Raw genomic sequence first — 14766 nt, forward strand, 5'->3', positions numbered from 1 at the left:
AGTACATTAATGAAAGTTAATAATGAGGCAAATGATTATTGAGGGCATAAGATAGGTAAGAAAATACAGCCACTGATTAAAACGATAACCTTCTGCCTGCGTTTTATAAGATGAAGCTTTTATAAGAAGCTTTTTACAACAAGCTCTTGGCGCTCAATTGTTATTAATCAGTTTCATGTAAACCAATAACCGTCGAACTTGTCACAGAAGCATTAAAGTGGCGTTGTTTTACAGACAAATAGGACTCATCACTAAAAAACGCATTCATCACCTCTTCTGAAGGAAAATCAATGGTGAACACTCGATTAATCTGCGAATTGGTTTTAGACTTTAGTACTTCAGATACTGCAAAATCATAACCAAAGTCACTACCGTAAAAGTGCAAAATGGGCAGCATGGCATCGCGATAAGCTTGATATTCAAGTTCATCATGAACATGCAAAGCCATTATTCGTTGAAAGCCCATTGCTACCTCACTTGCTAATCTTCAGTGTGTTAACACTAACGCTGCCAGTTAAATAAAATCACTGATTTCTGCTAACGATTTCTTCTGTAATGCATGTTCAGGCACTGTGGCGGCCTCATCAGGGTAACCCGCAATAATCAGCATGTATGGGCGTTCGTTATCACTATCACGGCCACAAACCTTGCTTAAAAAAGACATAGGTTTAGGTGTATGGGTAAGTGTACCTAGGCCTGCGTTATGCAGCGCTTGCAGTAAAAAACCTGTCGCAATTCCCACTGACTCATGAACATAATAATTCTGCTTTTGCTCACCATTATCTTCGCTGCGCTTTTTAGTAAAAACAGCAATCAACCAAGGGGCTTTTTCAAGGTAAGGTTTTTCAGCATTGGTGCCCAATGGTTTTAAATTATCTAACCATTCTTCACCACCACGCCCCGCATAAAAAGCTTGTTCAATGGCTTCTGCTTGCTCACGGATTTGAGCTTTTACATCAGCATCGCTTATCGCCACAAAATGCCAAGGCTGATGATTCGCCCCATTGGGCGCAGTGCCAGCGGCCAAAATACATTGCTCGATAATTTCTTGCGGTACAGCACGCTCTGAAAACTTACGAATAGAATGACGTCTTTTGACATCCTGATAATTTTGCTTGGCACGTTCTAGCATCTCAGCTTGAGAATATTCGATAAAGTCAGTTAATGGCAGGTGAGCTTCGGTCATATCTAGTCCTTATTATTTTAGTTCGTGCTTGGAGCTTCACTACTCGCTCTGCTGCTTTCTTTTAAAGTCATTTAATGTGATTTGTAGCGCTTCGATCGCGGTTTGCGTATCAATATTATTCTCTTCAAGTAATTGAATTAAATCGACCGCAAGTTGCACCGATTTTGGTGCATCATTCAATGGTGATTGTGGCTGATTTTCTGTTGTCATCTATGGTGCTTTCCAATACAAGTAGCGGCTAAAACAGTCGATTTAACCAAACGACGGTTAATGAAAACAGCCGTTAGTTAAAGCAAGAATTACAGCATGAGTTACTGCATAAGTTAATGCATAAGTTAATGCATAAACTAATTCATAAGTTATAGTGAAAAGTTAGCAATCGCTTTTTGAATACCAATCACATCAGTGCCTTTCTTTAACTCTTTAACGATAGGTTGCTCTGTCCCTGAGATGAATATTTTAAGCTCAGCATCCATATCGAAGGTACCTGCAGTTTCAACAATAAAATGGGTCATCGATTTATAAGCAATTGAATGATAACTCACCTTTTTTCCTGTCATACCCTGCTTATCAATCAAGATTAAACGCTTATCAGTAAAGACAAACATATCGCGGATCAGTTTATAACCCATTTGTACTGATTCATTGTCGGCTAGAATTGGTGACAGCTCTTGCTGTAACTCACCTAAATCCATTTCAGAGGAATTACCTAAAATCGCATCAAAAAGTCCCATCACATTCTCCTTGGTTATGACCTTTATTCTTAAGATATTAAATGAATAAAAAAGTGGATAAAATAGTGCGGCATCTACACCCAATTAACAAGCAAAAAGCTGTTAAAGTATTCTAACGACACTGTAAACCAGATCACCAAGGCTAATTATGAATGCTGCTATCATTGGCGCAACCGGCTTAATCGGCCATTACTTATTGTTAAATTTATTGGCAGATGCTCGCTATCAAACCGTGTTGGCCATAGGGAGAAGAGCGCCTGAACTTGCGGCAGAAACAGCAGGAATTGAAAAGCTTATCTTTGTCGAAACTCAGTTACAGCAGCTTACCGAGTTAAACTTACCTGTCAGTATTGACCACTCTTTTTGCTGTCTTGGCACCACCATTAAACAAGCAGGTAGTCAGGAAAATTTTATCAAGGTTGACCACACCGCCGTCATCGACTTTGCCAAGCTTGCGATTGAGTATCAAAGCCAGACTGGGGTGAAATTATTTGTGGTCACTGCCCTAGATGCCAATGAGAATTCGACGGTGTTTTACAATCGAGTAAAAGGCCAAGTGCAGAAGGAGTTAAGCCTCCTCCCCTTATCCAAACTCTACATATTTCAGCCAAGCTTGTTATTAGGAGAGCGAGCCAGTCAGCGAACCTTAGAAGATATAGGCCAGAAGTTTTTTGCTATTGCCTCAGGGATATTTATCGGCCCTTTAGCCAAGTACAAACCCATTACCGGCAAGCTTGTGGCTGACAATATGCTGGCTGTTGCAATACAAGACTATGAGTTAGTAACTGATGCTGATTTAGATAACGACAGTAAGCTTGATAATGTAATGGTTAGGATTATTGATAATAAACAGATGCATCGATTGGTTAACTGAGGTTTGTTTCAAATTTTGTTTCAAATTTTTAAAAATATCTAAATCAAGGTCTAAATAAACGTCTAAATCAACGTCGTGGCGCTTCGCCCACACCAGACTAAAAGGGGGTGAACTGCGACTCCCTCTATACTCTTTATTAAAGAATTAGGCCCCGCAGCTCCGGCGAAATTTAAACAGCAAAATTTCCAACGGAGAATGATCCAGCTTTAAACTTCATTTTGAGCCCGCTTCGGCAAGCTACAAAAATCACTAACGCTTACGATGTGGCGTCCCTTCCCCTCGAAAGCTAGCCAGACATCCATGTCTGGACTCACGCGATTTTCTTACTTGCCTCAATTCAAATTGAACATTCAAAGAAGATCAAAAGCACCTAAAAACCTATGTATTCAATTTATCGCACAGACTAAATAAACGAACCTGCGGGCACAATGATCTCCGTTGGAAGTGTCCGAATGCGTTGAGCTAATTTACGTGATGGAGGCAGGACGCCGACATAGCCTCAGATTGAGCCAAGGATGGCGAATCTGAGGCGTTAGAAAATTCGCTCATTTAGCGTGAGGACAACACTTCGTCGGAGCGGCAAGGCTTTTTATATATGAATCAGCGAGAAGGGAAATGCTGTTGTTTCCCTTTCGTCTGGTGTGGGCGAAGCGCCACGACTTTGTTAGCTACCAAGCATTGCTAAAAATGAACGACAACCTTAGGTATACAAACTAAAGTTGTATGACAAAAACAAGGTAGCGAACTCTAATACTCTGATAATTATCAATTTAAAAAAAGCATTAATTTGTAGCCACCTTTATCGGGAAAGCCCGTTTAATTATAAGATGTAAAAATTAAATTAGTATTTATATCAATCATATAAAAATTGTAGGATGATATTAATCAATAACTTAAGCCGCCACCTTTATCAGACGAGCCGTTTAATAAGCTGTTATGTATTACAAGGAGGTTTTGTGTCAATAATCTTTGATTTGAGAAATGAGTCCAGTGAATGGGCTGACGAAATAAATAGCGATATCGAAAATAACTTTCCAGACTACTTCAAAACTAATCCTCTAATTGGTTCTACAGAGTGGTGGGATAGCTCAGAATTTGATTTATCAAATGGTAGAATTCAACATGTTGGCCCTATGGTCGAAGATGGTGAACTTATCGATATTATTTCTATAGAACCACTTGATGAAGACTTCAATAATTCTGGTGGCTCTCAAGGTGTTGGGCAACCCGAATATATGATTGATCAAGAAGATTTTTGGCTTAATGAATGCGTTGCTGTCGATAAGTTAATGGAATCAGAATCAATCACTATTTTACCAACAGGTGAACTTGATGAGCACTCTATTTACATAGAAACAAAAGTCAGAGTTTGGTAATACATAACAAGAAAATTAAGCGGGACTGCTAACAGTTGGCTCGGTTCCGCTTCGCTTCACATTTTAGCCAACTTGTTAATCAGCCCCCTCATTTGGGCTTTATATGCCATGGAGGCACCTATGCAATTTGAAGTTTGGCATTATATTCTTATTGCTGCATTAGTGATAAATATTGCGGTTTCTATTTATATATCCAAAGTTGAAGGTCTCAATAAATTCCAAAAAAAAGCGCAAATATTAATCGTGTGGCTAATTCCGTTTTTAGCGGCAATCGGATTATGGTTATTCAATCGTTCATTAGAACAAGAGGCTAAACAACATAAAGAGTTTGGTTCTGGTCCTCAAGATAGTGGCCCAGAAGCTGGTGAGTAAATGGAAAATAACAACCAAATAGGCGAATAGGCAAAGCTTTAGCTAAGGAGTGTAAATGTATAAAGGAAGTTGTTTGTGTGGCTCAATCCAGTTGTCATTGAATGGTGGAGTTACCGATATTATTCATTGCCACTGTTCTTTGTGCCGTAAGGCTAGCGGAAGTGCTTATGCCACCAATGGTTTCATTGACGCTGAAGACTTAAAGTTAATTGATAACGATAATACTCTTAATTTCTATGAGAGCAGTGAAGGCAAACGTAAGTATTTTTGTAAAACTTGCGGAAGTCCAATCTATAGTTCCAATTCTCAATCTCCGCAAAGGTTTCGCCTTCGTTTAGGTATCTTGGATACCGATATATCAGAACGACCTATTTCTCATAACTTTGTTACTTCAAAAGCTAACTGGGATGACTTGGATGCTGAGTTACCACGTAGTGAAAAGCATGAAGTTGGGCGAACGTAGAAATAATTAAGACACCTATAATTATTTTAAATCTCGCTGCCACCTAAATTTAAAGCTTAAACAAAAACGCTAACCGCTTGGTTTAATCCCAAGTCGATTAGCGTTTTTAGTTGCCATTATCGTTTCAAAAGTGTTTTCCAACCCTTTTCTAGCGATAGCCGTTCGATTAAGTTTCTTTACCTAAATGCTTATATAAGCTTTGTTAATCAACACTTTCAGCCATTAGCTGTAGATGGTTACTCACTTTTGTCACTGTCTTTAAGCGGGTTGATTTTAAACACCCCTCGACCATCAATGCCGATATACAAATAGCCATCTTGACCCTGATGTAAGCTGCGCACTCGACCAAGATTTTCCAATAGATCTTGTTGGCCGGTGACTTTATCACCATCAAGGCTAACACTAATGAGTTTGGCAAACTTTAATGAACCAATTAATAGCTGTTTAGCCAGTTCTGGGTAACGCTCACTTGTGACAAACACCATAGCTGAAGGTGCAATAGACGGCACCCAGTAGGTGATGGGTTGCTGCATACCGGCTTTTTCGGTCAAATCGGTAAAGCTGGTGCCACTGTAATTCACCCCATAGCTGATCACTGGCCAACCATAGTTGGCGCCTTTTTCAATAATATTAAGCTCGTCACCACCTTTAGGGCCGTGTTCGTGGGCCCATATTGCCGATGTATGTGGGTTTAACGCCATACCTTGTGGGTTACGGTGGCCGTAGCTATAGATGGCGGATTTTGCGCCTTCTTTATCAACAAAAGGGTTGTCTTTGGGCACGCTGCCGTCATCATTAAGGCGGTAAATTTTACCTGAATCGCGGCTGATATCTTGTGGATTAACATCGCGCATACCGCGATCGCCAATAGAAAAATACAGCAGCCCTTGTGTATCAAACGCAATGCGGCTACCAAAATGTACTGATTTACTGGCATAGGCATCTGCCATGTAGAGGATTTGCGTGTGGCTCAATGCCATGTTATCGCCTTGCTTATCCAGTTTAGTGCGCAATATAGCGGTATTAGAAGCATCTTCAGTGCCTGCACTATAGCTGATATAGATCCACGGTGTTTTTTCATATTGTGGGTGCAATACCACATCAAGCAAGCCACCTTGACGTTCGGCGACAATATTAGGTAAACCGCTTACCGAGGTCGACTTTCCGTTCGCGTCGATGTGATATAACTGACCTTGGCGATCGGTGACTAACAAGGCATTGTCTGGTAATTGAGTGATACCCCACGGAATGGTGATCTGCTCGTTAATCGGTTCAAGCTCATAGGGGGCGGCGAGTACCGGCAGGCTTAAGGCCAAATAGGCACAAGCACTAATAAGTACTTTAAACATGATTGTGTATCCTCAATTATAGTTATAGTGTGGCTGCAAGGGTAAACATAAATAGCCTTTCTGGGCCGGGCTCATAGTAGCGCCCACCAAAGGCATTAATTCTTATATTGTCGTCATAGTATTGATTAAATAGGTTATTGACCGTTAGTGATAACGACATTGCCAGCGGTTCAAAATCAAGTGCTTGGCTGACTCCCACATTGGTCAGCCAATAGCTATCAGCCGTCTCGGTATTACTATTGTTGGTGTATCTGTCTCCAACATAGAGTAGTTCCAGATTGATTGAAAGGTCGTTATCATTTTGATACAGCAACTGGCTGGCACCTTTGTGGCGTGGGGTACCTGGCTGAGTTTTACCACTATAGTCACCTTGTGGGGTGGTATAGTTATCGTAACTAAAGTCTGAATAGCTGTACTGATTTTTCCATGAAAAATGACTGCCGAATTGATGCTGACTGCTCACCTCAACCCCTTGACGTGTGGCTGCCCCCGCATTGCGATAGTAAGTGATTTCATCCAGGCTATCGTCTTTAAAGTAAGGGCTGATGGCATCGCTAATGTCGATATAAAACAGCGCCAAATCATAACGGTGTGCAGCCGTTAACTCGCCCCTTAAGCCGATTTCATAGTTTATTGCGCTCTCTACGTCTAAATCTGGGTTAAAGCCGCCACCAAATCCACCATTAGCTGTGATATCGCCAGTGTTCGGATTGGCTAGCTCCGTAGTGGTGGGGATTTGAAACGATTGGCTAATCGTTGCGTACAGTAGGTTATCGTCTGTGAGCTGATAACTGCTGCCAAGATTGGCACTGCTGTTGTCCCAGTTACGCTCACCTGACTGGTCGCCATCTACTAAGTATTGATCTTTTACCTCAACGCGGTTGTGCTCATAGCGTAAGCCTAAATCGATAAGCCATTTGTCACTGGGCTGGGCTGATAATTGGGCGTACAGTGCACTTGAGTCAATCAACTCCTGTTGCGATAGTGCCAAGTCACCGCGAATGCCGCCATCTAGGTTGTCATAGCGGCGGCGTTTATCATCTTGGTATTGCAGGTTGGCACCTAGCAGCACTTGAGTTTGATAGTGGGTTAACCAGTTGTGTGTGGCGTATTGCACATTGGTGCCGTAAAACTGCCTAGCCAGTTCAACTTGGCCGCCTGCACTAAACGGTAGGCGGTTATTAAAATCTTTATCAAAGTAATAAAACTGCGCGTTAAGCTGGCTGCTATCATCAAATTGATAGCGACTGGCCAAGGTATGTTTTTGCTGTTTTACTTCTTCACCAGCTTGAAAACTGACATTGCGATCCCGCGCTGCTGTCGGCTCACTATCAGCTTGCTCGCGAGTTAAACCGCCGGCATCCTCAGCGATTGGACTATCAATATATTGGCTGTTAACGCGCAATAACCATTGCGGTAATACTTGCCAATCTAGATGGCCATTAATGGCACTTTTTTCATATTCACTGTGATCACGATAACCCTGTTTCTGGGTATGGCTAAGGCTAACGCCAAAATTGACGGTGTCATAATGTTTATTGGCGTATAAATACGCTTGCTCGGTATCAAACGAGCCTTTAGTGAGTTTAAGTGCTAGTTTGTCGTCATCTGGGACTTGGGTATTTATCTTAATCACACCACCAGCGCTGTTACCATAAAGCGCAGACGCCGGGCCGCGTAACACTTCGATACTGGCTAGGTTCTGTAACTCGAGACCGTCTAACTGACTTTGACCGTCAGGTAGAGTGTGCGGTACATCGTCGACCAAAATCTGAATGCCACGAATACCAAAACTTGATTGCGCCCCAAAGCCACGAATTGAAATACGCTCATCTTGAGAGAAGTTTTGACTGGCTTGCAGGTAGACACTTGGCAGCGAGTTGAGATACTCGCTCAGTGTTAACGGTGCTGCAATCAGGTTGAGCTGGGTTTGTTCAAGGTAACTGTAAGCCCTTGGTTGTTTCGTGGCGTAATAGGGTAATGTTTTACCAAATACAGTAATTTTTTCATCTATTTGCTGAGTCTGTCCGTCGAAGTTTGCATCAGCGAAAACTATGGTTGGTGCAAAAAAAATGCTTAGTGCAAAAACGATGTAAAAACAGCAAAGGTGTCGCGCGTCTGATCTAACTGGCGATATCCACATTAACACTTAGGTAACTCATTGATAAAGTATATTTAACCATGCATTATGCAGAGGTTAAGGCTGAGTTCAATAGCTAATAATGTAACAGTGTATTTGGCTGTGATGCCTGGGTAAATAAAAGTGTTTAGCTTAATTTGGTTACTTTGACCTAATTTAGTAGATTTGTTTGACTGGTGAGGAGTGTGATAAAAGTGAACCTTAGAAGATATAGGACAAAAGCTTGATAGTGTAATGGTTAGGATTATTGATAACAAACAGATACAACGATTGGTTAATTGAGGTTTGTACCAAGGTTTGTTTCAAATCTAAATCAAATTTTAAATCAAGGTCTAAATCAAACGTCTAAATCAAGGTCGTGGCGCTTCGCCCACACCAGACTAAAAGGGAGTGAACTGCGACTCCCTCTTAGAACACCCCGCAGCTCCGGCGAAATTTAAACAGCAAAATTTCCAACGGAGAATCACCCAGCTTTAAACTTCATTTTGAGTCCGCTTCGGCAAGCTACAAAAATCACTAACGCTTACGATGGGGCGTCCCTTCCCCTCGAAAGCTAGCCAGACATCCATGTCTGGACTCACGCGATTTTCTTACTTGCCTCAATTCAAATTGAACATTCAAAGAAGATCAAAAGCACCTAAAAACCTATGTATTCAATTTATCGCACAGACTAAATAAACGAACCTGCGGGCACAATGATCTCCGTTGGAAGTGTCCGAATGCGTTGAGCTAATTTACGTGATGGAGGCAGGACGCCGACATAGCCTCAGTTTGAGCCAAGGATGGCGAATCTGAGGCGTTAGAAAATTCGCTCATTTAGCGTGAGGAACAACACTTCGTCGGAGCGGCAAGGGATGTCGAGAAGGGAAATGCTGTTGTTTCCCTTTCGTCGGGTGTGGGCGAAGCGCCACGACTTTGTTAACTACCAAGCATTGCTAGAGATGAACGAAAACCTTAGGTAAACAAACTAAAGTTGTATGACATAAACAAGGTAGCAAACTCTAATATCCTGATAATTATCAATTAAAAAAATCATCAATATTTTTCAGCCACCTTTGTCAGGTAAGCCCGTTTAATTATAAGGTGTAAAAATTAAATTAGTACTTATATCAATCATATAAAAAATGTAGGATGATATTAATCAATAACTTAAGTCGCCTACGTTATCAGACAAGCCGTTTAATAAGCTGTTATATTTGCACCAATGGAGTCACTTTGAAGCAACTATTTAAATACATGAACGAACCTAGAAGTCTCTTTACCGAGGGGTTTATTCGTTTGTCGCAACCCGTTGTTCTTAATGATCCATTTGAAGCTTCTTTTTGTAGTAAAAGTTTAGATGAATTGGCTTCAAATTTTGATCAGCCTATGGCACAAGATCCTCTCTATGGAAATATTAGCTTTTCTAAATATATAGAAATGCGAATGCATAATATCGGTGTAATAAGCTTATCTGAGAATAAAGAACACCTTTTAATGTGGGCTCATTATGCCAACGAACATAAAGGTATTGTTGCTGGGATTTCGTATTTCCCAAGAATGGATTCGATTTTTAAAAACCTGTTTAAAGAAACGTCTGCAATTAGTTTCTCCTTAGGTGAAGAGTTTTCACCTTTTGATGGTATTCCGAAGCCGGTCTCATATAGAAAAGGGCTACGTTATAGAAATGATAAGTTTGATTATGATTATTCAAACATATCAGCAGAAGGAGCTGATCGGATTTTATATGAAGTGTTCATGCAAAAAAGCGATGAATGGATTTATGAACAAGAACACAGGGTTGTACTTAGGCTCGAACAAGCAGATAGAGTAATAATAGAAAATATTGATCAAATAGAAAGTGAGCGTATTAGAGATCACATTCGTTCATCAGAGTATTTAGTTGAAGATCCTGCTTCTCAATCTTGTACTATTAATTTGTATCAAATAGACGAGGTTGCAGAGAGACTTAGTGTCGCAGTTGAGTTAGCAAAATTGAGTATAAATCCTAATATTATTTATTTAATGAGATTGAACCCTAGTTGCATAAACAATTGTTTACTGGGACTTGTTTCGAGGTTTTCCAAGTCAGATGTTCAAGGGGCGTTTGCTTGCTCTGTTGGATATTTAGATATTTGGGAGGCAAACAAAAATTTAGACTATTACAGTCTCGAGTTTAAGCAAATATAACAAGGTATTTAAACGGACAAAAAACAGTTGGTTTTGCTCGTGAATCACAAAATATAACCAACTGTTTTTAGCCGCTTAATGCGGCGTTATCGTTTCAAAAGTGTTTTCCAATTCCTTTCAAACGATAACAGCCCTCTCTAGCAATAACCGTTCGATTAAACTTCTTTACCTAAATGCTTGTACAGACTTTGGTAATCAGCACTGTCAGCCATTAGCTGTTGATGGTTACCACTGTCAGTGATTTGTCCATTTTGAATCATATGAATACAATCCATTTCGGCCATGGCAGTTAAACGATGGCTTATCATTAACATGGTTTTACCTTTTGCTAAGGTAAATAATAAACGTAAGATTTCACGTTCTGTGCGCTTATCTAATCCTTCGGTTGGCTCATCTAATAACAAGATTGGCGCATCACGTAATAAGGCTCTAGCCACACCGATTCGGCGCTGCTCGCCACCTGATAGCTGACGTCCGCCTTCACCAATCCAGCTGTCTAGGCCAACTTCTTCACCGCGATCTGTGGTGGTTTTTGAACTAAGAAGCACCTCTAACCCGACTTGCTTTAACACTGCTGTTAATTGCTCGTCATTGGCGCGTCTTTTTTGCCCTTCAACATATGGCAAAGCAATGGCTAAGTTATCTCGTACTGTGCCTGCAAATAAATGAATACGTTGGCTAACAACGGTCATTGAGCGACGTAATGTCGCTTCATCAAACTCACTGATATCACGGCCACCTAGGGTTATTTGACCTTGCTGAGGTTGCCATTCTCGGGTGATTAAGCTTAATAAGCTCGATTTACCACAGCCTGTTGCACCTAATAGCGCGACTTTACTGCCCTGAGGTAAATCTAAATTCAACCCCGTTAATACCTGCGAGTCAGCCTGATAACCGAAGTGAATATTGCTGAGATTAATGTCGGTACCCTCAAGCTGATTTTCTTGACCAAATACGACATCAGGCGTTTGCTCGGTGACTTCTGAAATACGTTTTGCCGCTAACACACAACCTGATAAATGCTGAAATGCACCAGAGATTGGCATCATCATTTCAATGGTTGCCATGGTGGCAAATACCATCATTGCCATTAGCGGGCCTGGTGGCACACTGTCACCCACGCCATGACCTGCAAAATACATCATCATCACAACTGCGGCGCCATTGACCATGATCAATAATGCTTGGCTTAAACCGGTCACATGCGCCATCGCGGTTTGACTGGTAAAGAGTGATAACTCAGCTTCACGTAGCTTTTGGCGGTAGCGATCATTTGCTGAAAATAATGTCAGCTCTGCCTGACCTTGGATCACATCTAAGATCAACACTCGAAAACGGCGTTTACTGTCTACCACCGCTTCACCCGGTTTTCTACCTAAGCGATAAAATACGAGCGGTAAAATCAGCCATGCAGCAATTAACAAAGCACACAGGCTTAATGCCAGTGATGCGTCAAACCAAGACAAGAATGCATAAAGGGCAACAACGGTCAGTAATGAGGCTGCCATTGGCACTAATAAACGCAAATAAAGATGATCCAGCGTATCAATATCGGCCACTAACCGATTGAGCATGTCGCCTTGTCTAAGGCCTTGCAGGTTACTGGCACTTAACGGCAATAACTTTTTCCACGACCAAACACGAAGTTCTGTAAGCAGTTTAAAAGTGGCTTCATGGGTCGCTAAACGTTCACCATAACGACTGGCGGTTCGTGCGATTGATAAAAAGCGTACGCCACCTGCTGGGGTAAAAAAGTTAAACGCTAAGGCGGTTGCTGCTGTTAAACCAGCAATGGCTGTGGCTGATAAAAACCAACCCGAAAGAGATAATAAACCAATGCCAGCAATGATCGTTGTGCAGGTTAGCAATAACCCAACTGACATCATTAACCACTGACGTTTAAATAACTTAATGAAAGGCAGTAATAGCTGCATTACACATCCTCCCTTTGAGTTTGTTCATCGGTCTTTGTTGGCTCTTGCTCATCAATATACAGTGATAAACCGTCATCATCTTGTTGCTGCATGTTTTTAAACAAACCCGTTTGAGTGCTCAGTAAAGCATAATCACCTTGCTGCACAATACGCCCTGCTTCAATCACCAGAATGTTATCCATACTTTGTAATTGATCGAGACGATGCGTCACCATCACACAGGTTTGCGCTGTCATCGCTTGTTTAAGTGATGCTGACACGAGTTTTTCACTGTGACTATCAAGGCTTGCTGTAGGCTCATCGAGTAAGAATAAGCTCGCAGGTTGAGCGATTGCACGGGCAAGCGCGATACGTTGAGCTTGTCCTACAGAGACGCCTGCTGCTTGATCGCTAATGACAGTATCTAAGCCTTGGGGGTGTTGATTAACAAATTCGGCAATGTTGGCTTGTTCAAGTAAGGCCATCACTTGTGCATCAGTTAATTCAGGATTAGCTAAGCAGACGTTTTCACGAATACTGCCATGGAATAATTGAGGGTCTTGCCCAAGCCAAGCTAAGTGTTCACGCCACTGTTTTTTATCCAGCACACTTAACTCAACACCATTGATTTTGAGCGAGCCTTTGTAGGGTAGAAAACCTAATAATGCATTGAGTAAACTGGTTTTACCCGCGCCGCTTGGGCCAACCACCGCGACTTTTTGCCCCGCTTGCACCTCAAAAGAAATCGGCCCAAGTAAAGCGGTTCCTTCCAATGTCAGCACTTCGAGCTCTGTCGCTGAAATGGCAATGTTATCTAACGAAACCTCATGCTGTTGCGCGGTTTGTTCACTGAACTTACCGTCGACCTGCTTTAAAGGGTTTGGATGCTCTAGTAATTCAACTAACGCCTCTGCTGCGCCAATGGCTTGCGCTTTGGCGTGGTAATGAGTGCCTAAGTCTCGAAGTGGTTGAAAGAATTCAGGGGCTAAAATCAGAATAAATAGACCGGTAAACAAAGTGATACCAGCGCCATAATGGCCAAAATTTAGGTGGTCTAAATAGCTAAAACCAAAGTACACCGCCAGCACAGCAATGGATAATGCAGCAAAAAACTCTAATACCGCCGAGCTTAAAAATGCCATTCTCAGCACCGACATGGTTCTTTGTCTAAAGTCTTCTGAGGCCGTCTCAATTTTGTTCACTTCAGTTTCACCACGGTGAAATAATTTAAGTGTACTTAAGCCTTTTAAGCGGTCCATAAAGTGGCCACTTAATCTTGATAATGCACTGAAGTTTTTACGGTTGGCATCAGCCGCGCCCATACCAACTAAAATCATAAACATTGGGATCAGCGGCGCAGTGGCAAATAGAATCAGTCCAGCTGCCCAGTTAAGCGGAAATACTGACACCAAAATAATCAACGGAATAAAACCCGCTAGCATCATTTGTGGTAAGTACTTAGCATAAAAATCATGTAAGTCTTCAACCTGCTCAAGCACGATGCTCGCCCATGCTCCCGCTGGCTTTCCTTTGATAAACGCAGGGCCTAAATCGGTGAGTTTGTTCAACACAGCCTCACGAATGTCACTTCGTAGTCGTTTACCCGCTTCAAAGCTTAATCGCTCACGTGCATAAGCTAGCCCTGCTCGCACAATAATCAGTGCAATTAACCCGATAAATTGACTCCTAAAGCTCGCCATGGGTAATTCGAGCATAATCACGCCGTGTAAGATATGTGCCAACAAATACGCTTGCACGACAATCGCCACACCGTTAAGTGCACCGGTAAAAATGGTGAGTTTCAAGAATATGCCGCAAGATGACTTCTGTTGTTTAAGCCACTGGCCAAGAGATTTTTCTAAGGTTTTATCCATTACATTCCTGAAAATGATCGCACTAAATGAGGAAAATTGCCGCAGTATCGCAAGCTAACAGCTTCGATAACAGCCGCTTATAGAGAAGTGTTAACTGATTCACACATTGCTAATAAACACTGTGTTAATGATGAACTATAATTCTACGCGATAGTCATCAGCAGGACAGTAAAAGAAAGGTAAATATTTGTTCATCAAATTGAATCAATATTTCTATTTGATAGTGAGTATTAACGTTCTTAAAAGCACAGAACTTTATGTTTTTTTTGATTATAGTTTTAATCAATAAAGTTTCTCACTCAATGCTTACATGCAA

13 protein-coding genes are annotated in these 14766 nt (G+C 41.5%); 5 read left to right on the forward strand and 8 right to left on the reverse strand.

All coding sequences use genetic code 11. The features are described from left to right. Positions 1 to 163: 163 nt before the first annotated feature. The 4 genes from L2737_RS09420 to L2737_RS09435 form a co-directional block, all read right to left on the reverse strand. Entirely contained in the window at positions 164 to 466 is a 303-nt protein-coding gene (locus tag L2737_RS09420; RefSeq protein ID WP_248955558.1) for a DUF1330 domain-containing protein, read from the reverse strand. A 48-nt stretch (positions 467 to 514) separates the two neighbouring features. Next, the gene (locus L2737_RS09425; RefSeq protein WP_102528188.1) at positions 515 to 1186 is read right to left on the reverse strand and encodes a nitroreductase family protein; all 672 of its coding nucleotides are present in this window, start codon (positions 1184 to 1186) and stop codon (positions 515 to 517) included. A 39-nt stretch (positions 1187 to 1225) separates the two neighbouring features. After that, complete coding sequence (locus L2737_RS09430; protein WP_102528187.1) at positions 1226 to 1396, reverse strand: YbaM family protein; 171 nt, start codon at positions 1394 to 1396, stop codon at positions 1226 to 1228. Positions 1397 to 1545: 149 nt separating this feature from the next. Continuing rightward, on the reverse strand, positions 1546 to 1920 hold the full coding sequence (locus L2737_RS09435; protein ID WP_229371473.1) for a PH domain-containing protein: 375 nt from the start codon (positions 1918 to 1920) through the stop codon (positions 1546 to 1548). Positions 1921 to 2068: 148 nt separating this feature from the next. Here L2737_RS09435 and L2737_RS09440 point away from each other — a divergent pair, with 148 nt between their 5' ends. From L2737_RS09440 to L2737_RS09455, 4 genes are all read left to right on the forward strand, one after another. Beyond that, positions 2069 to 2794: a Rossmann-fold NAD(P)-binding domain-containing protein gene (locus L2737_RS09440; protein ID WP_248955559.1), complete on the forward strand. Its 726-nt coding sequence runs from the start codon at positions 2069 to 2071 to the stop codon at positions 2792 to 2794. 956 nt (positions 2795 to 3750) lie between these two features. Further along, positions 3751 to 4170, forward strand: coding sequence for a hypothetical protein (locus L2737_RS09445; protein ID WP_248955560.1), 420 nt, complete (start codon positions 3751 to 3753; stop codon positions 4168 to 4170). A 120-nt stretch (positions 4171 to 4290) separates the two neighbouring features. Next, positions 4291 to 4542 (forward strand): hypothetical protein, encoded by a 252-nt coding sequence (locus tag L2737_RS09450; RefSeq protein WP_248955561.1) that lies wholly within the window; start codon positions 4291 to 4293, stop codon positions 4540 to 4542. A 55-nt stretch (positions 4543 to 4597) separates the two neighbouring features. Further along, positions 4598 to 5005 (forward strand): GFA family protein, encoded by a 408-nt coding sequence (locus L2737_RS09455; protein WP_248955562.1) that lies wholly within the window; start codon positions 4598 to 4600, stop codon positions 5003 to 5005. A gap of 236 nt (positions 5006 to 5241) precedes the next feature. Here L2737_RS09455 and L2737_RS09460 read toward each other — a convergent pair whose 3' ends face one another. Further along, complete coding sequence (locus tag L2737_RS09460; protein ID WP_248955563.1) at positions 5242 to 6354, reverse strand: PQQ-dependent sugar dehydrogenase; 1113 nt, start codon at positions 6352 to 6354, stop codon at positions 5242 to 5244. 22 nt (positions 6355 to 6376) lie between these two features. After that, entirely contained in the window at positions 6377 to 8497 is a 2121-nt protein-coding gene (locus L2737_RS09465; RefSeq protein ID WP_248955664.1) for a TonB-dependent receptor family protein, read from the reverse strand. Positions 8498 to 9709: 1212 nt separating this feature from the next. On the opposite strand from L2737_RS09465, the gene L2737_RS09470 reads away from it, so the two are divergent. Next, positions 9710 to 10663, forward strand: coding sequence for a DUF2971 domain-containing protein (locus tag L2737_RS09470; RefSeq protein ID WP_248955564.1), 954 nt, complete (start codon positions 9710 to 9712; stop codon positions 10661 to 10663). A gap of 155 nt (positions 10664 to 10818) precedes the next feature. Here L2737_RS09470 and cydC read toward each other — a convergent pair whose 3' ends face one another. Both cydC and cydD read right to left on the reverse strand, forming a co-directional pair. Next, on the reverse strand, positions 10819 to 12597 hold the full coding sequence (cydC, locus tag L2737_RS09475) for a heme ABC transporter ATP-binding protein/permease CydC (RefSeq protein WP_248955565.1): 1779 nt from the start codon (positions 12595 to 12597) through the stop codon (positions 10819 to 10821). Then, entirely contained in the window at positions 12597 to 14450 is a 1854-nt protein-coding gene (cydD, locus tag L2737_RS09480; RefSeq protein ID WP_248955566.1) for a heme ABC transporter permease/ATP-binding protein CydD, read from the reverse strand. Before cydD ends, cydC begins: the two co-directional genes overlap by 1 nt. Positions 14451 to 14766 lie beyond the last annotated feature (316 nt).

It is taken from the genome of Shewanella electrodiphila (assembly GCF_023283985.1).
Classification (GTDB): Bacteria; Pseudomonadota; Gammaproteobacteria; order Enterobacterales; family Shewanellaceae; genus Shewanella; species Shewanella electrodiphila.